The sequence below is a fragment of the Pseudoalteromonas apostichopi genome, assembly GCF_030297135.1.
Classification (GTDB): Bacteria; Pseudomonadota; Gammaproteobacteria; order Enterobacterales; family Alteromonadaceae; genus Pseudoalteromonas; species Pseudoalteromonas apostichopi.
In genome coordinates this window covers 3,201,267-3,222,698 of record NZ_AP028065.1, presented here as the reverse complement: position 1 = coordinate 3,222,698, position 21,432 = coordinate 3,201,267, and the positions used below count along the sequence as shown (strand labels likewise).

Below are 21,432 nucleotides of genomic sequence, written 5' to 3'. Positions count from 1 at the left end.
CAGCCAAGGTTGGAAAAATTATTATAAAAAAGCCAGTGTAAAACACTGGCTTTGGGGGATATTTCAAAAATGAATAATGAAATTAGCTGTTTTTAACCATTTCAAGGGCATCATCTTCGGCAACATCGCTGCCATATTTGCTAATGTAGTTGATAAATTCAGTACGACTTACACGCTTATCTTTGTTGCTATCCATATAGCCAAAATGATTTGCGATGTCGTCGTCATCTGCTTCTTCGATTGATACATAACCATTTTTATCGTTATCTAACGATTTAAAGTCATTTTCGATGCGGTCAAATCTAGCGATTTCTGCTTTAAATGCTGATTCAGACACCTCGCTATCAGTTGCCACTTTACCTGTATTTAACTGCATATAAGTATTAAATTCAGTGCGGCTAATTTGCTCATCCATGTTGGTATCGATATTTGAAAAATGATCCCAAATTGCATCGTCATCAGCTTCTACTTTAGAGATATAACCGTCATTGTCATTATCTAGGCTACCAAAATCACTGTCGATTTTTGATAAAGAGTTACTTGCAGAACATGCTGATAGGCTTAATGCTGCCAAAATTGTTGATGCTAGAGTTAACTTGTTCATAAGACATTTCCTTGTAGTCGATTAGATTCACTTTGACTATTACAAGTTGAATGCCAAAATGTCTTACTGACTAAAATCAAGCACTTACAAAATAGTTAAGCTAAGGTTAAGCCTATGATTTAGCAAGCTTTTCATAGCTTGCTGTAATTTTTTCATAAAAAAAGCGCTCATAAGAGCGCTTTCCATATAGCCATAATATCGCTATTAGATAGCTGCGTTTTGGTAACGCTTAACGAAGTCTGTTACAGCTTCGCCATTACATTTTAAGGTGTTTAAGTTACCAATTTTTTCACGCACAGGTGTTAAACCTTTTTTAAGTGCTGTGATACAAAGTTGAGTTTCTTTTTGCTCATTTTTAGCAAACACTTCAACTGCTGCTTTTGATGCTGAATTTTGTGATTGTGCTTTTTTAGCAATGTCACGGATGTCATTACCGTTGCATAAAATGCTTTTTGAAAAACGCGACATTGAAATGCCATGCTTTGCTGCTTCTTTACGTGCAGCGGTAAACCCTTCGTTCGCACTTAAGCTACATAACTTTGATTCAATACGGTTATCAGCTGAAAAGTAGTGCGGGTTGCTTGCTAATGAGCCAAATGAGATACATGCAAGAGAAAGCATCACTAATTGTTTTTTCATGGTTTACCTTTAAATAGTACATAATATGAACGGATGGTTTGCGCGCATTATATAAACAAAAATAAGTAGATCAACTGAATTATTTATTTAATTTAATAATTAATAGTGAGTTAACAATGTTTTTAAATTAAGCAGCAATTGATCAACATTTACCCAATTTGATTTTCGTAATTAGCTCATGAATAAGCCCTAGTTTGATGATAGAATTGCGCTAAACACTGAAACAAAAATAATAGGTGCACCATGAAGGTAATCTCATTTAACATTAACGGCCTGCGCGCCCGTTTACACCAGTTGCAAGCCGTAATTGATAAACATCAACCAGATATTATTGGCTTACAAGAAATCAAAGTGCATGATGAGGCCTTCCCTCTCGAAGACGTGCAAAAAATGGGTTATCACGTTTATTTTCACGGTCAAAAAGCGCACTACGGCGTGGCTATGTTATGTAAGCAAGAACCAAAATCAGTCGTTAAAGGCTTTGCAACCGATACTGACGAGTCACAGCGCCGTATGATCAGTGTTACTGTGACACAAGAAAATGGCCGTGAATTAACAGTGATGAATGGCTATTTCCCGCAAGGCGATAATATTGCCCACGAAACCAAGTTCCCATATAAGCGTCAGTTCTACAAAGATTTAATGACCCATTTAGAAGATAACCACACCCCTGAGCAAGATGTTATCGTGATGGGCGACATTAATATTTCACCGACCGATCTCGACATTGGTATTGGTGAACCAAACCGTAAGCGCTGGTTAAAAACAGGTAAGTGTTCGTTCCAACCAGAAGAGCGTGAATGGCTAAGCACTTTATTAAACTGGGGCTTTAAAGATACATTCCGAGAGCTTTACCCAGAAAAAACCGAGCAATATTCGTGGTTTGATTACCGCTCAAAAGGTTTTGATGACAACCGCGGTTTACGTATTGATGTGATCTTAGCAACTCCAGCGCTTGCTAAACGTTGTGTTGAGTCTGGCATCGATTACGAATTACGTGGTATCGAAAAGCCATCTGATCATGCCCCAATTTGGTCAACTTTTAACGCATGATAGACACTATGCAATGGCAGCTCCCTTTGTGGAGCTGTGTGGCTTTAATACTTTGGCTGAGTTTCGATAAACAAAGCGCATCACAATTATTGGCAACACCAATAAGACAAGTTGGTGTACTCGCTTGTGCTTTAGTACTTGCGGTACTGTGGCGTATTAAAGCGGGGATATTGCCAGGCCTCGAATTGCATATTTTAGGGGTCACTGCAGTGACCCTGATTTTAGGTTGGCGACTGGCCATTTTTGCAAGCCTTCTTGCAAGTTTACTCTTGGTATTAGTCGCTCAGCTGCCAGTATCAATACTGCCAGTGCATTTATTGTTTACTGCTTTTTTACCAGTTACGTTAAGCTATTTGTGTTTTGTGCTTTGCTATAGCTATCTGCCAAGGCACTTTTTTATTTATATCTTTTTATGCGCGTTTTTAACCGCTGCTGTTATTGCCTGTATCAAAATACTTACCAGTGGTGTGTTTTATTACTTGCTTGGTGATTACAGTTTTATTGAAATTTCAGAAAACTATCTGATTCTTTGTGCCATAATTTGGTTTCCTGAAGCAATGCTCAATGGCATGGCCATTACCTTGATGATCACGTATCGCCCTCACTGGGTTAAAACCTTTTATGATAAGGACTATTTAGACTCATGAGTCTTCACTATCACTGCCCGCTTTGCAAACTTGAACTTACTCTAACCGACAAAACTTACCGTTGTGACAACAATCACAGTTTTGATATCGCCAAAGAGGGTTATGTCAATTTACTTCCCGTGCAAAATAAAAAGTCTAAACAACCGGGCGATAACCTTGAAATGGTGCAGGCTCGCCGCGCATTTTTAAGTGCCGGGCACTATTTGTTTTTACAGCAAGCTTTAGCAGATTTAGTGACATCACTCGAACCAACTTCAGTGATTGATTTAGGCTGTGGTGAAGGCTTTTACACTCAAGCAATAGCAACGCAATCGAGTGCCGATGTCTATGGTGTCGATATTTCGAAACCCGCGGTAAAATACGCTGCTAAGCGATATGAAAATGCGCATTTTAGCGTTGCCTCAATTAGCCAAGCCCCTTTTGCAGATGCCAAAGCGGATGTGCTTGTTAGTGTGTTTGCACCACTATTTGCACAAGAACTTGCCCGCCTTGCCAAACCACAAGCTAGCTTAATTGTTGCAAGCCCTGGCCCTTGGCACCTAAAAGAGTTAAAAGCATTTATTTATTCCGATGTTAAACCACATACTGAGATAGAACCACCAGCGGGTTTCAGCAAAGAGTCGACGAATTTACTAGAGCAACAGGTGTTGTTATCTGTCGATGAGATTAAACTTTTAATTATGATGACGCCGTTTGCATGGAAGTTTCGCCCAGAGCATTGGCAGCAGATAGAGCAGCAAGGCCCACAAAAAATTACGTTATCGTTTTATGTGAGCCAGTTTATTCGGGATTAAAAATGCTCTTTAGTGAAGGCTTTATCCATTTTTTCGAACATATCCTTTAACAGTTGAGCTAAATCTATATAGCGTGGTTTTTCAGTCGTTAATTGTGACTGATAACCATGCGCCTTCATTTTACTGTGCAATTCTGTATACCAACTTAGCATCGCTGGTTCTAATCTGGTTTGAGCACGTCTTCCTAACCACAACAAACCTTGCAGCGGAAGTGACAAAAAGAATAGCGCAATAGTGATAGCTTGGGGAAAATAATCACTGCCTAAGTAATTAACTTGCATGAATACGGTCAGCATTGCCAAAATTGGCATCACAGTAATTGCCAGATCAGTGGCCTTGATCACTCTAAATTCGGCAAACAATGGAGCGAGCTCTTGTCGCATCGGCCATTTTTTAGCGTACTGACGACCTGTTTGCACTTGTGACATGACACCTTTTTGCATCATCACTCCTAGGGTTTTCATCTCGTTTCACAACCGAGTGTAACACACTCCCGGATACAATCCCTGCAAAACCTGTCCTAGTTCTAATACCAAATTAATGGCAATGAGACTAACGTTTAAAGTCTAAATGAGATAAAATGTTATCGGCTTAAGTCAACTAGACTTTAGTGTAATTACAGCCTAGCTTTGTTAAGTGTAGCAACAAAATACTTATTTACTATACTGGCAAAGAATTCTAATTATCAAGCCTTAACACACACTGACTGATATCGTACTTTTAGGACCTAGCTATGCCGAAGCACCTTTGCTCACCACATCACGTTTTAGTACTAAACTGTGGTAGTTCGAGTTTAAAATTTGCCATTTTAGATGCCACCACTTCTGACGAAGTTATTTCAGGATTAGCTGAACGCCTTGGATCAGATACGCCTTCAATAAAATATAAATATAATGGTGAAAAACAACTTATTGAACTTGCAAAAGGACAAGCCCATGATGCAGCAATTAATAAACTTGTTTACCTGGTCAAAAACTTAGGTCTTGAGGATAAGTTAGTTGCCGTGGGCCATAGGGTCGTACATGGTGGCGAACATTTTACCGAGTCAGTATTAATTGATAATGACGTATTAATAGAAATCGAGAAAACGGCAGCATTAGCGCCTTTACATAATCCAGCGAATTTATTAGGTATTCGCACCGCACAGCAAGCGTTCTCGACACTACCACAAATTGCGGTGTTTGATACTGCGTTTCATCAAACTATGCCAAAAATTGCTTACTTATACGCCTTACCTTACTCGCTTTATAAAGAACATGGTGTAAGACGTTATGGTTTCCATGGCACGAGCCATTATTATGTTGCCGGTGAAGCGGCGAAATTACTCGGCAAAGAACGCCAGCAAACTAATGTGATCAGTGCGCATTTAGGTAATGGTTGTTCTGTGTGCGCTATTAAAGATGGTAAGAGTGTTGATACCAGTATGGGGCTTACCCCACTGGAAGGCTTAGTCATGGGTACGCGCAGTGGTAGCATCGATCCTGGTTTATTCACCTTTTTGACTCAACAACTTAATTATTCAGTTCAAGAAATTGATGATTTGTTGAATAAACAAAGTGGTCTGTTAGGCATTAGTGAATTATCAAATGACTGTCGCACTATTGAAGAAGCGGCTGTTGAAGGCCACCCACAAGCAAACCTTGCTCTCGATATTTTCTGTTACCGCTTAGCAAAACAAATCGCTGCGTTCTTGGTGCCTCTGCAACGCCTTGATGCGCTTATTTTTACCGGTGGCATTGGTGAAAACTCAGACATCATTCGTGACAAAGTGATTTCACACTTAGCCTTTTTAGGCCTTGAGTGTGATGAAGCTGCTAACTTGGCTGCTCGCTTTGGTAAAGAAGGCCTAATTTCAAAAGGTCAAGCACATGTTAAAGCGTTTGTGATCCCAACAAATGAAGAATGGGTTATTGCTAACGATGCAGCCCGAATTGCAAAGGAGGCTTAAGTAAATGGCACGTAGAATTATGTTGATCCCTATTTCAACTGGGGTTGGTTTAACATCTGTTTCTGTTGGTTTGGTACGTGCGCTAGAGCAAAAAGCGCTTAAAGTTAACTTTTTCAAACCCATTGCACAGCCACGCTCTGGCGATACAGGCCCAGAAAAGTCGACGCAAATTGTTACCCATGGCTCGCCAATTAATCCACCGACACCATTCGATTTGAGCTATGCAGAGCAAATGATTGGTGATGGTAAAGGCGACGACTTACTAGAAGAAATCGTAGAGCGCTTTGAAAGCACCATTAAAGAAGACGAAATCGCCATTATCGAAGGTATGGTGCCAACACGTCGTCAGCCTTATGCTGGACGCGTAAACCGTGAAATTGCGCAAACGCTAGGTGCTGATATTGTTTTTGTTTTAACGCCTAGTAACGATAGCAATGACCAAATTGAAGACCGTTTAGAAATCGCCTCTGGCAACTATGGCGGTGTTAATCACCCTCGCGTGTTAGGCTGTATTTTCAATAAAGTAAATGCGCCATTGGATGACGAAGGTCGTGCACGTGCAGATCTTGTTGAGGCCCATGAACCTGAACAACTCGAGAACGAATTAAACCGTTTAGCATCGCTGCCTATTTTCAGAAAGCACCCATTTAAGTTATTAGGCTCAATTCCCTGGGATTTTGACCTAGTAGCACCGCGTGTACGAGATTTATGTGAATACTTAAAAGCTGAAGTAATTAACGAAGGTGACATGGCTCACCGCCGTTTACGTCGCGTTACTTTCTGTGCCCGTACAGTGTCGAATATCTTAAGCCACTTTACCCCTGGAGCATTGCTGGTAACTCCTGGCGATCGCTCTGATGTATTAGTTGCAGCTTGTTTATCAGCCATGAATGGCACCAAGCTTGGGGCAATTTTATTAACTGGTGGTTTTAAACCTGAAGATCGCATTATGAAATTATGTGAACAAGCGATGGATACAGGTTTACCAATTATCGCAACAGAAGAAGATACGTGGCGTACCTCACTGTTACTGCATAACTTCAATATGGAAGTGCCTTGTGATGATGATCAACGCATCGATAAAGTAAAAGATCACAACGCCAGCCATATTGACTCAGACTGGTTAGACAGCCTTGCACAAAGTGTTGGTCGTACTCGTAAAATGTCTCCTCCAGCATTTCGCTTCTTACTAACGGATAAAGCCCGTCAAGCGAATAAAACGGTTGTTTTACCAGAAGGTAATGAGCCACGTACTATTAAAGCTGCTGCTATTTGTGGTCAACGTGGTATTGCTAAAACAATCCTTCTTGGCGATAAAGAAGAGATTTTACGTATTGCTGAACAACAAGGTGTTGAGCTTAACGATAACGTAACCATTATTGAGCCAGCTGATGTAATCAACGATTACGTGGCGCCTATGGTAGAGATTCGTAAAAACAAAGGCTTAACAGAAGTGGTCGCACAAGAGCAATTACTAGATAACGTAGTACTTGGCACCATGATGCTTGAACAAGGGAAAGTAGACGGCTTGGTGTCAGGTGCTGTTAACACAACAGCTAACACGATTCGCCCACCGCTACAATTGATTAAAACGGCTCCGGGTTCATCGTTAGTATCATCGGTATTCTTTATGCTATTACCTGATCAAGTACTTGTTTACGGTGACTGCGCTATCAATCCAGATCCTACCGCTGAGCAATTAGCTGATATTGCTATTCAATCGGCTGATTCAGCTGCCGCATTTGGCATTGAACCTCGCGTTGCAATGATCAGCTACAGCACGGGTACGTCAGGCTCAGGCGCTGATGTAGAGAAAGTCCGTGAAGCCACTAAGCTTGCCCAGCAAAAGCGCCCAGACTTAGTGATTGATGGCCCGCTTCAATACGATGCAGCTATTATGGAAAATGTAGCAATTAAGAAAGCACCCGATAGCCCTGTGGCAGGTAAAGCAACCGTGTTTGTATTCCCAGACTTGAATACTGGTAATACAACTTACAAAGCAGTACAACGTAGTGCTGATTTAATTAGTATTGGCCCGATGCTTCAAGGTATGCGCAAGCCGGTAAATGACTTAAGTCGTGGTGCATTAGTAGACGATATTGTTTACACCATTGCCCTTACAGCGATTCAAGCTAAGCAAGTCGAAAGCATAGAAAATTAACCCTTCAAAATTTAGGCTAATTTATAAAACCTTTATAAATTAGCCTATTAGCTTCTTTATACTGACCTATTCCCATATTTATCCACAGATTCTGTGGACAACATTTAAAGACTGAGCTGAGTATTTCCTCAGCAATCAAAATTATTGCGCTTTATCTTAACTTTGTTTACCTATACTATAAATTCAAAGGCTTCAAAGATAGGATCGCAGATGTCAAAACAAACGTTACAACTTCATAGTGAAGAACTTACCATTCATAGTTTAGATGTCGATGCGACGATTGATCCTACCCTACTTCAACAAGCTATTTTCTTTATTGCTAAAACCGCTGATGAGTTGTCTATAGTGTGTCCAAGTAGTTTTGAGCTAGACAGTCTTGATCAAGAAACGGATTGGTTGGCACTTGAGGTGATTGGCCCTCTTGGTTTTTCACTAACAGGTATCATGGCAAATATTTCTGGAGTACTGGCAAAAGCGTCGATTTCGATTTTTGCTTTATCAACTTACGATACCGATTATGTACTGGTGAAGAAACAAAGTATGGCCAAGGCAATTACAGCCCTGAAAAAAGACGGTTACCATGTGCTAGGTGATGTTAAATAAGCCATGACTAACGAAGTTCAATACTTACCCGAACGCAGCCTCAGAAAAGCGCGCTGCATGGCTATTAAAAGCCCATTTACTGGGCGTGTAAAAAGCATTAGCGAGCACCCAGAGCCATTTTTCCGCTTTGCGACACTTGGACCAAGTATTAGTGTTGAATTAACTAGTCACAACATCATCGCACCATTCGATGGCACCCTATTACAAGTTAAAAATGCCGGTAAAGAATACATTTTACAGGCAAAAAACGGTTTAAAAGTTTTATTAAACTTGTCGTTTTCATCGGTTGAAGAACATATTAATCACACCAATATTGCAAAATTAAATGGCAGTAAAATTAGCCAGGGTGAACGGTTAGCCTATTTTGATTTACGCGAGCTGAGCAGCCCAATGCTCGGTACTCTTTGCGTACTCAATAGCCAACACCTTGGCCCTCTGTATTATTCACTATCTCAGGTCATTGCTGGGGTAGACACATTACTCACTGTAACTAAAAAGTAGAATTTATGACTATCATGTACGGTATCAGCAACTGCGATACAATTAAAAAAGCCAAAAAATATTTAACTGATAACAACCAAGAATTTACTTTCCATGATTACCGTAAAGACGGCATTAGTGCTGAGCTAGTTAATGAGTTTGCAGCACATATTGATTGGCAAGATTTAGTTAATAAACGCGGCACAACTTACCGCCAATTATCTGATGAGCAGAAACAAAACCTAGATAAAGAATCAGCATTAGCATTACTGGTTGAGCAACCTGCAATGATCAAGCGTCCGGTACTCGTGCATAACGGCCAGTACTACTTAGGTTTTAAAGCAGCTCAATACGATGAGATTTTTGCCTAATGACTCACCCTGTTATTGAACTTGCTCAAGCACTTATCCAGCGTGAATCAGTAACGCCTGAAGATGCCGGTTGCCAAGCGTTAATGAACGAACGTTTGGAAAAGCTAGGGTTTAATATAGAATCACTGTTTTTCACTGATACCTTAAATACTTGGGCTCGTAAGGGAGATGCGTCACCGCATTTTTGTTTTGCGGGTCACACCGATGTTGTACCAACTGGTCCCGAGAAAAATTGGCAGCACCCGCCCTTTTCGGCACTAGTAGAAGACGGCATGTTACATGGTCGCGGTGCAGCCGATATGAAAGGTTCTTTAGCTGCAATGGTGGTTGCCACCGAGCGTTTTGTGGCTAAGCACCCAGATCATAATGGATCTATTTCGTTTTTAATTACTTCTGATGAAGAAGGCCCGTTCATCAACGGCACAACCCGTGTTATCGATACCCTTGAAGCGCGTGGTGAGAAGATTGATTTATGCTTAGTCGGCGAGCCATCATCACGGGATGAACTTGGCGATGTGGTAAAAAATGGTCGACGTGGCTCATTAACTGGCTTTTTAACCATTAAAGGTGTGCAAGGCCATGTTGCTTATCCGCATCTTGCTCAAAATCCGATTCACTTAGCCGCCCCTGCGTTAACTGAGCTAAGTCAAACCGAGTGGGATCAAGGTAACGAATTTTTCCCTGCAACGAGCTTTCAGGTTTCGAATATTAACGGTGGCACCGGTGCCGGAAATGTGATCCCAGGTGAACTTGAGATTCAATTTAACTTCCGCTTTAGCACAGAAGTTACACACCAGCAGCTACAACAACGAGTCGTTGATATTGTTGAAAAACACAATCTGAATTATGAGTTAAATTGGATTGTAAATGGACTGCCGTTTTTAACCGACCACGGCCCGTTAGTTGATGCAACTGTGCATGCTATTAAGCAGGTGACTGGACGCGAAACAGCGCTTGAAACCACTGGTGGGACATCTGATGGTCGTTTTATCGCACAAACAGGTGCTAAAGTCATTGAACTTGGCCCGCGTAATGAAACCATTCATAAAGTAAACGAATGTGTTAGCACAGAGGATTTAATTCAACTTGCTGATATCTACGAAATCATTTTAGAGCAACTGCTTACATGAACCAAGCTGAGCTTAAACAATGCGCCACCGGGTCATGTAGCTCACATTTAGTTGAGCTACAACACCATCGCTTGCATCGTGATATTGTCGATGATTTTTTAGCTCTTCAGCAAGGTGCGAAAGAAGCGGGTATTGATCTGACAATTGCCTCAAGCTTTCGTGACTTTCAACGTCAAAGCGCTATTTGGAATGCAAAATTTCAGGGCCTTCGACCGGTTTATACCCTTGCACAAAAAACGGTAGACTTAGAAAGCTTGAGTGATATTGAAAAGTGCCACGCTATAATGCTTTACTCCGCACTACCTGGGGCAAGCAGACATCACTTTGGCACCGACCTCGACATCTACGATAACCGCCCTATTGACGATGATTATCAGCTGCAATTAACGCCAGATGAGTATTCGGCCACTGGGCCGTTTGCAAAGCTTGCTGCATGGCTTGATGATAACCTCGAAAAGTATGGTTTTTATCGCCCTTACCAAGAATATAAAGGGGGGGTTGCCCCTGAGCCTTGGCATATCAGTCATATCAATGCATCGTATAAGATGATGCAATATTTGTCAGTTGAAACATTACAGCAATGTATTGAACAAAGTGAACTTATTGGCAAGCAAGCGATACTAGCCGAACTAAACACCCTGTATGAACGCTACGTGTTAAATATTAATACGCCAAAATCTAAAGGCTGCGCTTTTTAGTCATTAAAAACACCAGTACAGCGCCAAGAATCAAGGCGCTGGCTGTGATTAAACGCGCTGTTAATTGCTCATCTAAAAATACCACCCCTGCTAACGTAGCAAGCACTGGAACCGTTAGCTGTACCACACCTGCTTGGCTACTTTTAAGCCTTGGTAGTGCAATATACCAAATGCTATAACCAAGGCCTGATGCTAAAGCTCCTGAAGCTATCGCCAAATAAACGCCTGTTGCTGTGATACCCTGCCAATCGACAATGGCTAGAAAGACTAAAATTGGCACAAGTATTAAACTTCTTAGAAAATTAAAGCTGGTTGCTTGCAAAGGTGAGCTGCATGATTTTCCACGAATACTGTAAACACCCCACGCTACACCACTTAACGCCATGAGCAATGCTGGCATGAAAGAAGGCACCGTCGCTGAGGGCAGCATTAGGTAAATAAAACCCGCAAAAGCGACAAATAAAGCCCCCCACTGCACTTTACTGAGCGGCTCTTTATTTAAAACACTATGGCCTATCATGGTTAACTGCACTGCAGAAAATAAGATAAGTGCGCCTGTACCTGTATTTAAATCAACATAAGCAACTGAAAAGCACAGCGCGTAAACAAATAAACTAATGGCACTGATATTGTTACCTTTATCGGATAAAGGTTTAGCCCTTTGCGATTTTAATTGCCTTAACTTTGCTTGCCATAACAGTAAGCCAAGCAACATAAATGCCCCACTTGCTAAGCGAATAGCAGTAAAGCTCAAAGGATCAATATCACCACTTTGTAATGCCATTCGACACAACAAAGAATTAGCTGCAAAAGCACTAAGTGCAATCAAGGTATACAGTATGGTGCTCAACAAATGCAGTGTCCTTTAACGTTACAAAACAGAAGACCAGAAAGTTGTCTATTAACTTACGATTTTTTACATAATTTATCATAGAAGGTTAAGCCGCGTATGCTAATCTGAGTACATTGTTTAAAAGGAGTGTTCAGTGCATCGACGTTTATTTATTGGAGCTGCTTTACTGTTATCTGGTTGCAGTACCATAGGTATTACTGATCTATTCCAAGATTATGCGACGCAGCTAAAACCTGTGCGCCAAGCTGTTTCTCAAAATAACATAGCAAGTGCTCAGCAACTTTTGCCGAGTAACAGCCGAGGCCATAGTAACTATTTATTGAATCAGCTTGAAACGGCCCGTCTTGAGTTTTTGGCTAAACAAAATTCCGAGGCCAATGAGACCTTTGAAGCTGTTTATCAAAATATGGAAAAAAAGCGTCAAGCAGCCAAAGTACAGCTAAGTGCAGGCCTTGAACAAACAAACTCATTATTGACCAATGATTCAGTGATTGGTTATGAGCCAGCAGCCTATGAAATGACTATGCTGCATAGCTACAAAGCACTGAGCTATGTATTTGATAAACAACTTGAATCTGCATTAGTTGAAGTTAGACGTGCTAATAAAGTGCAAGAAGATGCATTAAAAGACAACCAAGCTGTACTTGATGAACAAGCAGAAAAGGCAGCCGAAGGCTACCCTGATATGGCTGAGCTAATTGGTAATGTCAAAAATGGCTTTCAAAATGCCTTTACGTTTTATTTGTCTGGTCTACTTTATGAGGCAGATAAACAGTTTGATGATGCCTATATCGACTATAAGAAAGCACTCGAAATAAATAACGAAAATAGCTACTTACAGCAAACAGTGTTACGCCTTGCCAAAAAGCAAGGGTTTGATCAGGATTTTGAAGAATTTAGCAAACGCTTTGGCAAGCTAAAGCAAACTCAAGCAAACACAGGCCAAGTAATTGTAATTGCAGAGCAAGGGTTAATACCAGCAAGGCAAGAGTTTCATTTACGATTACCCATTTATACCTCCCGGGGTGATGCACGCTTTTACAGTATTGCCATGCCTGTTTATCGCGATGCGCCTTATGCGGGCAGTGATAAAACAGTGAGTCTCGATGGCGAAAACTTACCGCTGACACCCATTGTTAGGCTTGAAGCGCTGGCAGCAAAAACTTTAAAAGATAAAAGTGCTGGCAGAATAACCCGCCAGGTTATGCGTTTGGTTGCGAAAGAAAAGATGCGTGCAGAATTGGCAAGAAGCGGCGGCGGTGTCGGTAATATTTTAGCGAATATTTATAACATTGCATCAGAGCAAGCTGATACGCGAAGCTGGTCGACTTTACCAAGTCAACTGAGTATTGCTCAGCATAATGTCCCAGCAGGTCAGCACGCTTTAAGCGTGCCAGGGCATGGCGAAATAGACTTTACGGTTAGTAAGCAAAGGTTAACCTTGATTTTTCTAACCTCTATAAATAACTACTACGACACACATGTTGTACAACTCTAGGAGCAATGATGAAATATTTAGTGCCACTATTAACCATTTTACTTGTTGCGGCTTGCTCCTCACGCCCTACCACTTCTGGCATTGGTGTTGAGCAGGCATCACAACAGTATAACCAACAACTGATTGTTAATAACCCTGAACTTGGCAAGAAATTAGCCATTACAGATGTAAAAACACGCCAAACAAATGGCTTAACAGATGTTGTTGTGACACTGGCAAGCCAGTATAAAAAGTCTCAATACTTACAGTATCAATTTACTTGGTATGACGCTGATGGCTTTGTTATTCGCGGCAACCATTCGCCTTGGCAACCTATCACTTTATTTGGATTTGCTAAAACCCAGTTACCGGGCCTAGCCCCGACAGCAAATGCTGTCACCTTCTCGCTTGCAGTGCGTGAAGTGTCAACAGAAGCACAAGAATTTGAAGATTAAGGATACTACAATGAAATTACTTTCTGTTAAGTCGGCTGCGGCCGTTGCAATGACAAGCGCTTTATTGCTGTCTGGTTGTGCAAATAAAGCCGTTGTTAGCTATGGTGATGCACAAGCTGTTGAAACTACTGATATAAATTTTGGCTCAACGGATCTACAAAAAGTAGCTAGCCAGATGACAGACTCATTACTTGCTTCACCTGTGGTTGGCACCATGACAGCAAATACTCGCCCTATCGTGTTTGTTGAGCGTATTAAAAACAAAACGAGCGAGCATATTGATACTGAATCAATTACTGATTCAATCTCAACACAGTTATTACGCAGTGGTAAGTTCCGCTTTGTTGATATGACCCGTGTTGAAGCTGTGCGTGAGCAACTTAATTTCCAAAACGTCGATCCACTTGTTGACCCAAATACAGCGATTGCTTTTGGCCAGCAAGTTGGTGCGCAATATATGTTATACGGCAACTTATCGAGCATTGTTAAATCAAATGCTGACAAGGCTGATGTTTATTACAAATTCACAATGCGTTTAATGGATTTAAAAAGCGGTCTAGTTGAATGGGCTGATGAAACTGAAATCCGTAAAACTCGTGAGAAATCAACTTTTGGCTGGTAGCCAGGAGGGTATATGAAATACCTAATTACTATCCTAGCAAGCTGTTTATTACTGAGCTCGCCTAGTTATGCTGATTATCAGCGTAACAAAGCAGTACCAGTACAACAGGTGTTGTTTGGCTCTGTACAATCCGTAAGAACCATTACCGAACAAGAGCTAGTCAGAGATAAAACAAACGGCTGGGAAACGTTTGGTGGTGCGCTTATTGGCGGCGTTATCGGTAACCAGTTCGGTGGCGGCAGTGGCCGCACTGTAGCAACCATTTTAGGTTCGATGATTGGTGGCTCTGTTGCTCACAACAGTCAACAAAACAGTCGCGTTATACAATATCAGCTCGTTGAATTGATGATCAAAGTAGAAAGCGGCGAGCAGTTCATGGTTGTGCAAGACAAAGATAACCAAATGCTGTTTAACCAAGGTGATAAAGTACGCCTGGTGTACCTCACCGATAACACGGTACGTGTTGATAAAGCGTATTAAAAAAGCGAGCCTCGGCTCGCTTTTTTTAGCTTTGTCGATAATCAGCGAAGAATCGCTGCATCTTACTCATGGCTTCTGTTAAATCATCTTTGTTTGGTAAAAACACCAATCTGAAATGATCAGGATCAGGCCAATTAAATGCGCGACCATGCACTAATAAGATTTTCTCAGCTTTGAGTAAATCTAAAATCATGCGTTCATCATTTTTGATATTAAAGTGTGCTGTATCCACTTTCGCAAATGCATATAGCGCCCCTTTAGGCTTTTTACAGCTAATACCATCAATGGCATTTAAACCACGCCATGCAATATCTCGCTGAACGTACAGCCGACCACCTGGGTTAATAAGATTATCAATCGATTGCACACCACCTAACGCTTGCTGAATAGCGTATTGTGCAGGTACGTTGGCACATAATCGCATAGACGCCAGCATATCTAGGCCACGACTTAAGTCGTCCATCATGCTAGTACGACCGCTTAACACCATCCAACCCATTCGCAAACCCGCAGCGCGGTACGTTTTGGCTAAGCCATTAAAAGTGATGATTGGCACATCATCACACAATGCACCAATAGAGCTGTGTGTGACACCGTCGTACAAGATTTTCTCGTAAATTTCATCGCTCAATAGCAAAAGCTTGTGTTCACGAGCAATATTGATAAGTTCCATCAAAAGATCATCACTATACACCGCACCGGTGGGGTTATTAGGGTTAATAAGCACCAGTGCTTTGGTCTTTGAAGTGATCTTCGATTTTATATCAGCAATATCAGGGAACCAATCTTGTTCTTCATCACATAGATAATGCACAGGGTTACCCCCTGCTAATTTAACCGATGCTGTCCACAGCGGATAATCCGGTGCGGGAATAAGCACTTCGTCGTCATTATCAAGTAATGCTTGGGTGGTCATTTGAATTAATTCGCTGACCCCATTGCCGATATAAATATTATCGACATCAAGATTAAATAAACCGCGTTGCTGATAGTGTTGATAGACAGCCACACGGGCTGAGTAGAGGCCTTTAGAGTCACAGTAGCCTTGGGCTGAATATAAGTTACGAATGATATCTTTGTGCATATCTTCAGGCATATCAAAGCCAAAGGCAGCCGGGTTGCCAATGTTTAGCTTTAATACTTTTTGCCCTTCATCTTCCATTTTTCGAGCTTGTGCAAGCACAGGCCCACGTATGTCATAACAGACACCGTCTAGTTTGTGACTCTTTTTGATTTGTGACATGGTTACCTCTACTAATTAGCCTTAAGACTAACCTAGTACGGGGCCACCACGCCAGAGGATTTTTGCGGTTATAACTGAAATAAATTCAAGTTTTTAGCGATTAGCAAACCAAGCTTGTAGTTTTTCTACAGAACCTGATACTTGAACATCTAAACTCTGTGAGTTTTGCTCTGCAGTTGCTAGATCATTTTGATTAAGTGCTTGTTCGATTGACTGCGCAAGTTTAGACAGGCTCGCAGCACCAAATTGAGCTGCATTTGATTTTAAACTGTGTGCATGTCGTGCTGCAGCTTCTTTATCTGAACCAAGATTTGCAAGTACCTCAGAGCCTAAACGCTGAAATTCACTACAACAAAAGGTCAAGGTGTCGGCAAATTGGTCACCTAAAAGTGATTCCATCCCTTCAAGTGCACTCTCATCGATTGTGATTGTCGTCATCTTTATCCCTTAATCAAAAACGTAATTATATAAATCGCAACTTTAGCCGTTCATAGCTAAAAAGCAAACCTGCTTTGCGAGTTAAGCTCATGTATACTAGGCATAGTTTTGATTTACACCTGAGTTCGTATGGCTAGAGAATTGTGCTCACATTGTGGCTTTTCAGTTAAAACCTGTTTATGTGATTCAATAAGCATAATCAATAATAAACTAAAAATCATTATATTACGCCACCCTAATGAGGAAAAAATTACTAAAAACACCGCTAATTTACTGAATTTAGGCTTAGAGAATTGCCAAATCATCGCAGGCGAGTCAGAACGGGACTTTTTGCAGCTTGCAACATTACCAAAGGCAACAACAGCGGTACTCTACCCTGCGGATGACGCATTAAATTTAGACGAGCACACTGCCACTACAGATGCTTTCAAACAGTCTTTGACCCATTTAATCGTGATTGATGGCACATGGAAAAAAGCCTACAAAATGCTGCAATTAACCCCAAGCCTCCACGCATTTGAGGCTGTGAGTTTTAAACAGGTACCACAAAACAAATACGTCATTCGCAAAGCGCCACGAGCAGATAGTTTATCAACTTTAGAAGCTGTGGCTCATAGCCTTAAATTAATTGAAGGCCTTGATGTAACGCCACTATATAGATTATTAGCTGCGCTGGTCGATAAGCAAACTCAGCATATGCCAGCTAATGTTAAGGCGCGCTATCTATAATGCGAGTATCAAAACGACTTAGTGCGGGTTTTCATCGTCAGGGACCCGATTATCGCTTTGATGATCAGGTCGATTTTGACGATATTCGCGATACATTTGGCTTTCGTACAATGGTGGTTGGCAATTGGGTTAACAAACAAGAACGTTTATTAGCGGCAAATTTAATTTACGATGCCTTAGCTGATCTTGCGCAAATACTGACTTTACCACCAACGGCAATTGGTCTTAGGGGGAAGCTTAATTTTGCCTTTGGTCATGGCGGCCAAAAAGGTGTGCAGGCTCATTATAATGCCAATAGTCAAACTCTTGCTCTGGCTAAAAATGCCGGTGGTGGCGCACTCGCCCATGAATGGTTTCATGCTTTTGACCACCATATTTGTCAGCATTTGTTTAGCGACAGAAAGAGTATGCAATTTTGCTCAGCGCTATGGCTCGAACGGTCACCAGATTTAAGTCATCCACTTAATCAGCGCTTAAATGAGTTTTATCATCAGGTATTTTTAGACAACTCAGGTGCGAACCCAAATGAGTTTGTGAAGCAATCTATCGCTTTTGATCAGCAGGTTAAGCAACTTTATATGAGTATGCCTGAAGAACTCGCGGCCCGCTGTTTTGAACAGTGTATTGACAGGCACCCTGATATAAAAAATAGCTTTTTGGTAAGTGGTTTATCAACAAGTGGCTTAATTTACCCAGATGAGCAACATACCATGCGCTGTTTTGCAGCGCTACTTAATTACTTTAATCAATTAGGTTCGCTGTTGCATCAAGACTAATTTCAACTTTCTGCACCTCGTTTATCCAATCTAAATAATCATCTGCACAGAGCGGCTTTGAAAAATAGTACCCCTGCCCAAACTGGCAGCCATAACTTTGCAACATAGCCAGACTTTGCTCATCTTCGATACCCTCAGCTACAACATGCGCCCCTAAAGTAGTGGCTATATCACAGGTTGCCCTACAGATACTTTGATCATTAACCGAAAACGGCAAATTCAATACAAACTGCTTATCTATTTTTACTTCATCAAAGCCAAGCTGACTTAAATAAGCAAGTGAAGAATAACCTGTACCAAAATCATCAATCGCGAGCTTTAATCCGATTAAACGGTAGTCATCCAGTGTTGCTTTAATCTTTTTACTTTCTTCCAAAGTTGCTGATTCTGTAAGCTCTAACATCACTGAGTCAGCCGATACTTTTTGCTCATTTAAAATGGTGATTAAAAGCACCGGTAAGTCTTTATTTAATAGATCTTTTGCTGATATGTTAATGGAAATAACGTGATCGGGTATCAGTTTGCAAAACTTCGCTTGCCACTCAATACCTCTTTCAACAACCCATTCAGTCAACTGATTGATCACCCCTGCTGACTCTGCTATCGGAATAAACACATCAGGGCTTACTGCGCCAAATACTGGATGCTGCCAACGCAGTAATGCTTCACAACCCACTACTTTACCTGTTTTCAGACATATCTGCGGCTGAAAATGCAAGCTAAGTTGGTTTTCATCAATTGCAATTTTAAGAGCCGCAGCAATAGATAACCTTTGCTCAGAAAGACGCGCACTTTCAGAGTCGAACATACGCCAACGCTCACCTTGTAAACGCTTTTCCGACATCGCTTGTATAGCACATTGAAAAATTTGCTTCGCAGTATTGCCATGCATAGGGTAATACGCAACACCAATATCAACACTGTCGACTAAATTAATCTCTTCATGAGTTAGTCCTTCTTCAAACACGCCATGGATCAAACATGCAAACTGCTCTATGTGACTTAGCTCAAGTTCTCCCATTACTAAACAGCCAAAGGTACTGTCATCAACATGAGCGAGCCATGCACTTCTGCTGGCTTGAATTTCGAGTTTCAATGCATTCATACTCTGCAGCTGACTATTTAAAATACTTAATCTTTCATTGATACAAATATTGGCTTGTTCAAAGCCAAAAGTAGAACGTGCATTTGAAAGTACATGAGCCTTAAATAATAAAACTGAAAAGTGTTGTTTCTGCGATACTTTTTTTACAATTTGCGCGATCAAAAATTGTTTATTTGGCAGTTTAGTATCTACATCATGCAGCATCGAATAACTAAATGCTGAAATTTGTTGGCGATCTTTTAACAACAGCACAGAACAAATCGCCAATGAAGTAATAAGCAAAATGGTATTATGAACGTCATGATAACCAATGCCAAAGCCATTCCAAATGAATAAACTAAATACTTGAATAACGATGGTTAAAAGCATAAAAACACGCAGATGAGTACGGTTGTTAATACGCTTAATCAAACTGTAAAAGATTGCTGCAACAAAGCCCAAAAAGCCCAAACAGCTGACTATAAATAGCCACTGACGATTAAATTGAGGCAATATTGATGAGAGCAAGGCCGCAATCAACAAACAAGCCATCATTGCTTGCCAAGCTTTTTTAAACTTAGCTGTGTAAGTATGAATCGCTAAAAAGTGATATAAAAAATAGCTAACAAAGCACAATGCAAGCTCATTAACAGGCCATTTAGCTTCCCAATCTAAGCCGTCAACCAGGTAGCTAATCAGGCCGTTATCAATCAAGAAACCGATACAAACCAGTACAAAGTAAGCACTTAACACCATATATTTTGGTTGCTTCGATACAAAGAAGTACATTGCGCTTACTAAGATACATAAAATAAGTACACCTAAAATAGCACCGTAACCTAAAATTGTTTGGTGTAAGTTGGCTTCAAATACTTTTGCAGCAACAACTCCCACCTCAATGGTCAACGCCCTATCATGCACAAAATTAACCAATGCCCAGCGATGCCCTTGGCCATGCTCAATCAACCAATGAGGGCGAACATTCGATAAGCTTTCTAGTGAAGCAAGCCGCTGATTATTAGTAGCCTGAAAATTTTCATCTAAAAGATAAAATTTAGCCCATGTTAAGTTTGGCTCGCCGAGAAAAACAACATAGTTTTTGTTCTTGGGTAATTGATATAAATCGATGATCAGCCAATGAGATGTTTTTGCTGCAAGGCGAATCGAGCTTGTTTCTAACGCATTTAATTTTTTTGCGTTTTGTAACGATGCTTCGAGGGATTGGCTCAGTTTGGCAAGTGGCTGCTCTGAATTAAGCAACCATACAGGCAAATCTTCATTAGCAGCAGAAACAATGCCGCTGTGTAGCAATACACAACACCATAATATGAGCAGCTTTGTAATTATCCGACTGACTTGCTTGCCAATAAAGTGCATTTTAGCTCCGTGCTTTAAACACCAGCTAAAAGTATGGGGGTGATAAGCTTAAATTGCCAATTATAGTTAACTAAATTAGGTAAAAAGTTTGGCAACAAAATATTATGTGGCACTCAAGCCACATAATATACGATTATTTATTATCATCACTGATACGACTTGCAACGGCCGAATTTTGATCTTTATATTTCGCGTCTTTACGGGTGTTATATGGATTTTCTGCAGGGCTTGTCATGGTTTCAAAGCTCATAGCACCAATTTTCATCATCGGACGAAGTGCTAACGGCAATTTGCCTGAGTTATAAAACTCTAAGACAATATTTCCAGACCAACCTGGATCAATACGATGAGCGGTTACGTGTACCATTAAGCCTAAGCGAGCTAATGATGAACGTCCATCTAACCAACCAACAATATCAGCGGGCAAAGTCACTTTTTCATAAGTGATAGCCAAAGCTAACTCGCCAGGATGAAGGAAGAAAGCTTCTTCTTCTGCAAGCACAATTTCATCACTCATGATTGATTCCATCGCCTTGTTTAGCTGATCTTTTGGACCACTTAAGTCAACATAAGCTGCGGTATGATCTTGAAAGACTCGAAATTTATTGCCCAAACGTAAGTCCACAGTCACACCTGAAATCATTTCTTTACTCGGTGTTGGCTCAATAACAATGCGGCCTTCGTCAATATACTGCTGAATATGGGTGTCTGATAATCTCATTAATTATTCTACCTAAAACAACTTAAACATCTGATTTTAAGCTGAAAAA

General features: G+C 40.9%; 24 protein-coding genes. 16 read left to right on the top strand and 8 right to left on the bottom strand.

The window, feature by feature from the left end:
* Positions 1 to 82: 82 nt before the first annotated feature.
* The gene (locus QUE86_RS14560) at positions 83 to 604 is read right to left on the bottom strand and encodes an EF-hand domain-containing protein (RefSeq protein WP_286258068.1); all 522 of its coding nucleotides are present in this window, start codon (positions 602 to 604) and stop codon (positions 83 to 85) included.
* A 204-nt stretch (positions 605 to 808) separates the two neighbouring features.
* Positions 809 to 1,243, bottom strand: coding sequence for an exonuclease III (locus QUE86_RS14555; protein ID WP_256854521.1), 435 nt, complete (start codon positions 1,241 to 1,243; stop codon positions 809 to 811).
* Between the two features lie 243 nt (positions 1,244 to 1,486).
* Between QUE86_RS14555 and xthA the strand changes: the two genes are divergently transcribed.
* The 3 genes from xthA to QUE86_RS14540 are packed head-to-tail and all read left to right on the top strand — an operon-like array spanning position 1,487 to position 3,737.
* Positions 1,487 to 2,296, top strand: coding sequence for an exodeoxyribonuclease III (gene xthA / locus QUE86_RS14550; protein WP_167658597.1), 810 nt, complete (start codon positions 1,487 to 1,489; stop codon positions 2,294 to 2,296).
* A complete protein-coding gene (locus QUE86_RS14545; protein WP_167658598.1) occupies positions 2,293 to 2,943 on the top strand; it encodes an energy-coupling factor ABC transporter permease in 651 nt (216 codons plus the stop codon). The genes xthA and QUE86_RS14545 overlap by 4 nt, the downstream gene beginning before the upstream one ends.
* A complete protein-coding gene (locus QUE86_RS14540) occupies positions 2,940 to 3,737 on the top strand; it encodes a putative RNA methyltransferase (RefSeq protein WP_286258064.1) in 798 nt (265 codons plus the stop codon). The genes QUE86_RS14545 and QUE86_RS14540 overlap by 4 nt, the downstream gene beginning before the upstream one ends.
* Here the strand turns inward: QUE86_RS14540 and yfbV are convergent.
* The gene (yfbV, locus tag QUE86_RS14535; protein WP_130052297.1) at positions 3,734 to 4,180 is read right to left on the bottom strand and encodes a terminus macrodomain insulation protein YfbV; all 447 of its coding nucleotides are present in this window, start codon (positions 4,178 to 4,180) and stop codon (positions 3,734 to 3,736) included. The genes QUE86_RS14540 and yfbV overlap by 4 nt on opposite strands.
* A gap of 290 nt (positions 4,181 to 4,470) precedes the next feature.
* Between yfbV and QUE86_RS14530 the strand changes: the two genes are divergently transcribed.
* The 7 genes from QUE86_RS14530 to QUE86_RS14500 all read left to right on the top strand — a co-directional run bounded on the left by QUE86_RS14530 (position 4,471) and on the right by QUE86_RS14500 (position 11,128).
* Positions 4,471 to 5,685, top strand: a complete 1,215-nt coding sequence (locus tag QUE86_RS14530; RefSeq protein WP_286258062.1) for an acetate kinase — start codon at positions 4,471 to 4,473, stop codon at positions 5,683 to 5,685.
* A 4-nt stretch (positions 5,686 to 5,689) separates the two neighbouring features.
* Positions 5,690 to 7,846, top strand: coding sequence for a phosphate acetyltransferase (gene pta, locus QUE86_RS14525; protein WP_130051731.1), 2,157 nt, complete (start codon positions 5,690 to 5,692; stop codon positions 7,844 to 7,846).
* 210 nt (positions 7,847 to 8,056) lie between these two features.
* Positions 8,057 to 8,449 (top strand): ACT domain-containing protein, encoded by a 393-nt coding sequence (locus QUE86_RS14520; protein WP_130051732.1) that lies wholly within the window; start codon positions 8,057 to 8,059, stop codon positions 8,447 to 8,449.
* Positions 8,450 to 8,506: 57 nt separating this feature from the next.
* Positions 8,507 to 8,950, top strand: a complete 444-nt coding sequence (locus QUE86_RS14515) for a PTS glucose transporter subunit IIA (RefSeq protein WP_233786733.1) — start codon at positions 8,507 to 8,509, stop codon at positions 8,948 to 8,950.
* Positions 8,951 to 8,955: 5 nt separating this feature from the next.
* Positions 8,956 to 9,300, top strand: a complete 345-nt coding sequence (locus QUE86_RS14510; protein WP_130051734.1) for an ArsC family reductase — start codon at positions 8,956 to 8,958, stop codon at positions 9,298 to 9,300.
* Positions 9,300 to 10,430, top strand: coding sequence for a succinyl-diaminopimelate desuccinylase (dapE, locus tag QUE86_RS14505; protein ID WP_256854523.1), 1,131 nt, complete (start codon positions 9,300 to 9,302; stop codon positions 10,428 to 10,430). The genes QUE86_RS14510 and dapE overlap by 1 nt, the downstream gene beginning before the upstream one ends.
* On the top strand, positions 10,427 to 11,128 hold the full coding sequence (locus tag QUE86_RS14500) for a M15 family metallopeptidase (protein ID WP_286258056.1): 702 nt from the start codon (positions 10,427 to 10,429) through the stop codon (positions 11,126 to 11,128). Before dapE ends, QUE86_RS14500 begins: the two co-directional genes overlap by 4 nt.
* Here QUE86_RS14500 and QUE86_RS14495 read toward each other — a convergent pair.
* Entirely contained in the window at positions 11,109 to 11,978 is an 870-nt protein-coding gene (locus tag QUE86_RS14495) for a DMT family transporter (RefSeq protein WP_286258055.1), read from the bottom strand. The two genes, QUE86_RS14500 and QUE86_RS14495, sit on opposite strands and share 20 nt — an antisense overlap.
* Before the next feature lie 136 nt (positions 11,979 to 12,114).
* On the opposite strand from QUE86_RS14495, the gene QUE86_RS14490 reads away from it, so the two are divergent.
* From QUE86_RS14490 to QUE86_RS14475, 4 genes are read left to right on the top strand one after another with little or no spacing between them, the layout of a single operon-like run.
* A complete protein-coding gene (locus QUE86_RS14490; RefSeq protein ID WP_286258054.1) occupies positions 12,115 to 13,479 on the top strand; it encodes a COG3014 family protein in 1,365 nt (454 codons plus the stop codon).
* A gap of 8 nt (positions 13,480 to 13,487) precedes the next feature.
* Positions 13,488 to 13,913, top strand: a complete 426-nt coding sequence (locus QUE86_RS14485) for a YcfL family putative periplasmic lipoprotein (protein ID WP_054552954.1) — start codon at positions 13,488 to 13,490, stop codon at positions 13,911 to 13,913.
* Between the two features lie 10 nt (positions 13,914 to 13,923).
* A complete protein-coding gene (gene lpoB, locus QUE86_RS14480; protein WP_054552953.1) occupies positions 13,924 to 14,535 on the top strand; it encodes a penicillin-binding protein activator LpoB in 612 nt (203 codons plus the stop codon).
* Between the two features lie 12 nt (positions 14,536 to 14,547).
* Positions 14,548 to 15,015, top strand: coding sequence for an outer membrane lipoprotein (locus QUE86_RS14475; RefSeq protein WP_286258048.1), 468 nt, complete (start codon positions 14,548 to 14,550; stop codon positions 15,013 to 15,015).
* Positions 15,016 to 15,040: 25 nt separating this feature from the next.
* Here QUE86_RS14475 and QUE86_RS14470 read toward each other — a convergent pair whose 3' ends face one another.
* Both QUE86_RS14470 and QUE86_RS14465 read right to left on the bottom strand, forming a co-directional pair.
* Positions 15,041 to 16,258 carry a pyridoxal phosphate-dependent aminotransferase gene (locus QUE86_RS14470; protein WP_130051740.1) on the bottom strand — a complete coding sequence of 406 codons (1,218 nt, stop codon included), beginning with the start codon at positions 16,256 to 16,258 and terminating at the stop codon, positions 15,041 to 15,043.
* A 93-nt stretch (positions 16,259 to 16,351) separates the two neighbouring features.
* The gene (locus QUE86_RS14465; protein ID WP_286258046.1) at positions 16,352 to 16,696 is read right to left on the bottom strand and encodes an Hpt domain-containing protein; all 345 of its coding nucleotides are present in this window, start codon (positions 16,694 to 16,696) and stop codon (positions 16,352 to 16,354) included.
* 129 nt (positions 16,697 to 16,825) lie between these two features.
* Here QUE86_RS14465 and QUE86_RS14460 point away from each other — a divergent pair, with 129 nt between their 5' ends.
* Positions 16,826 to 17,425: a tRNA-uridine aminocarboxypropyltransferase gene (locus QUE86_RS14460; protein ID WP_130051742.1), complete on the top strand. Its 600-nt coding sequence runs from the start codon at positions 16,826 to 16,828 to the stop codon at positions 17,423 to 17,425.
* A complete protein-coding gene (locus QUE86_RS14455) occupies positions 17,425 to 18,201 on the top strand; it encodes a CLCA_X family protein (protein ID WP_167658604.1) in 777 nt (258 codons plus the stop codon). Before QUE86_RS14460 ends, QUE86_RS14455 begins: the two co-directional genes overlap by 1 nt.
* Here QUE86_RS14455 and QUE86_RS14450 read toward each other — a convergent pair.
* A complete protein-coding gene (locus tag QUE86_RS14450; protein WP_286258043.1) occupies positions 18,167 to 20,662 on the bottom strand; it encodes an EAL domain-containing protein in 2,496 nt (831 codons plus the stop codon). The genes QUE86_RS14455 and QUE86_RS14450 overlap by 35 nt on opposite strands.
* Positions 20,663 to 20,795: 133 nt before the next feature.
* Complete coding sequence (gene dcd, locus QUE86_RS14445) at positions 20,796 to 21,383, bottom strand: dCTP deaminase (protein WP_130051745.1); 588 nt, start codon at positions 21,381 to 21,383, stop codon at positions 20,796 to 20,798.
* Positions 21,384 to 21,432 lie beyond the last annotated feature (49 nt).

Coding starts and splice junctions, on each gene's coding strand:
- QUE86_RS14560 (WP_286258068.1), bottom strand. CDS start 604: ATGAACAAGTTAACTCTAGCATCAACAATTTTGGCAGCATTAAGCCTA.
- QUE86_RS14555 (WP_256854521.1), bottom strand. CDS start 1,243: ATGAAAAAACAATTAGTGATGCTTTCTCTTGCATGTATCTCATTTGGC.
- xthA (WP_167658597.1), top strand. CDS start 1,487: ATGAAGGTAATCTCATTTAACATTAACGGCCTGCGCGCCCGTTTACAC.
- QUE86_RS14545 (WP_167658598.1), top strand. CDS start 2,293: ATGATAGACACTATGCAATGGCAGCTCCCTTTGTGGAGCTGTGTGGCT.
- QUE86_RS14540 (WP_286258064.1), top strand. CDS start 2,940: ATGAGTCTTCACTATCACTGCCCGCTTTGCAAACTTGAACTTACTCTA.
- yfbV (WP_130052297.1), bottom strand. CDS start 4,180: ATGCAAAAAGGTGTCATGTCACAAGTGCAAACAGGTCGTCAGTACGCT.
- QUE86_RS14530 (WP_286258062.1), top strand. CDS start 4,471: ATGCCGAAGCACCTTTGCTCACCACATCACGTTTTAGTACTAAACTGT.
- pta (WP_130051731.1), top strand. CDS start 5,690: ATGGCACGTAGAATTATGTTGATCCCTATTTCAACTGGGGTTGGTTTA.
- QUE86_RS14520 (WP_130051732.1), top strand. CDS start 8,057: ATGTCAAAACAAACGTTACAACTTCATAGTGAAGAACTTACCATTCAT.
- QUE86_RS14515 (WP_233786733.1), top strand. CDS start 8,507: ATGGCTATTAAAAGCCCATTTACTGGGCGTGTAAAAAGCATTAGCGAG.
- QUE86_RS14510 (WP_130051734.1), top strand. CDS start 8,956: ATGACTATCATGTACGGTATCAGCAACTGCGATACAATTAAAAAAGCC.
- dapE (WP_256854523.1), top strand. CDS start 9,300: ATGACTCACCCTGTTATTGAACTTGCTCAAGCACTTATCCAGCGTGAA.
- QUE86_RS14500 (WP_286258056.1), top strand. CDS start 10,427: ATGAACCAAGCTGAGCTTAAACAATGCGCCACCGGGTCATGTAGCTCA.
- QUE86_RS14485 (WP_054552954.1), top strand. CDS start 13,488: ATGAAATATTTAGTGCCACTATTAACCATTTTACTTGTTGCGGCTTGC.
- lpoB (WP_054552953.1), top strand. CDS start 13,924: ATGAAATTACTTTCTGTTAAGTCGGCTGCGGCCGTTGCAATGACAAGC.
- QUE86_RS14475 (WP_286258048.1), top strand. CDS start 14,548: ATGAAATACCTAATTACTATCCTAGCAAGCTGTTTATTACTGAGCTCG.
- QUE86_RS14470 (WP_130051740.1), bottom strand. CDS start 16,258: ATGTCACAAATCAAAAAGAGTCACAAACTAGACGGTGTCTGTTATGAC.
- QUE86_RS14465 (WP_286258046.1), bottom strand. CDS start 16,696: ATGACGACAATCACAATCGATGAGAGTGCACTTGAAGGGATGGAATCA.
- QUE86_RS14460 (WP_130051742.1), top strand. CDS start 16,826: ATGGCTAGAGAATTGTGCTCACATTGTGGCTTTTCAGTTAAAACCTGT.
- QUE86_RS14455 (WP_167658604.1), top strand. CDS start 17,425: ATGCGAGTATCAAAACGACTTAGTGCGGGTTTTCATCGTCAGGGACCC.
- QUE86_RS14450 (WP_286258043.1), bottom strand. CDS start 20,662: ATGCACTTTATTGGCAAGCAAGTCAGTCGGATAATTACAAAGCTGCTC.
- dcd (WP_130051745.1), bottom strand. CDS start 21,383: ATGAGATTATCAGACACCCATATTCAGCAGTATATTGACGAAGGCCGC.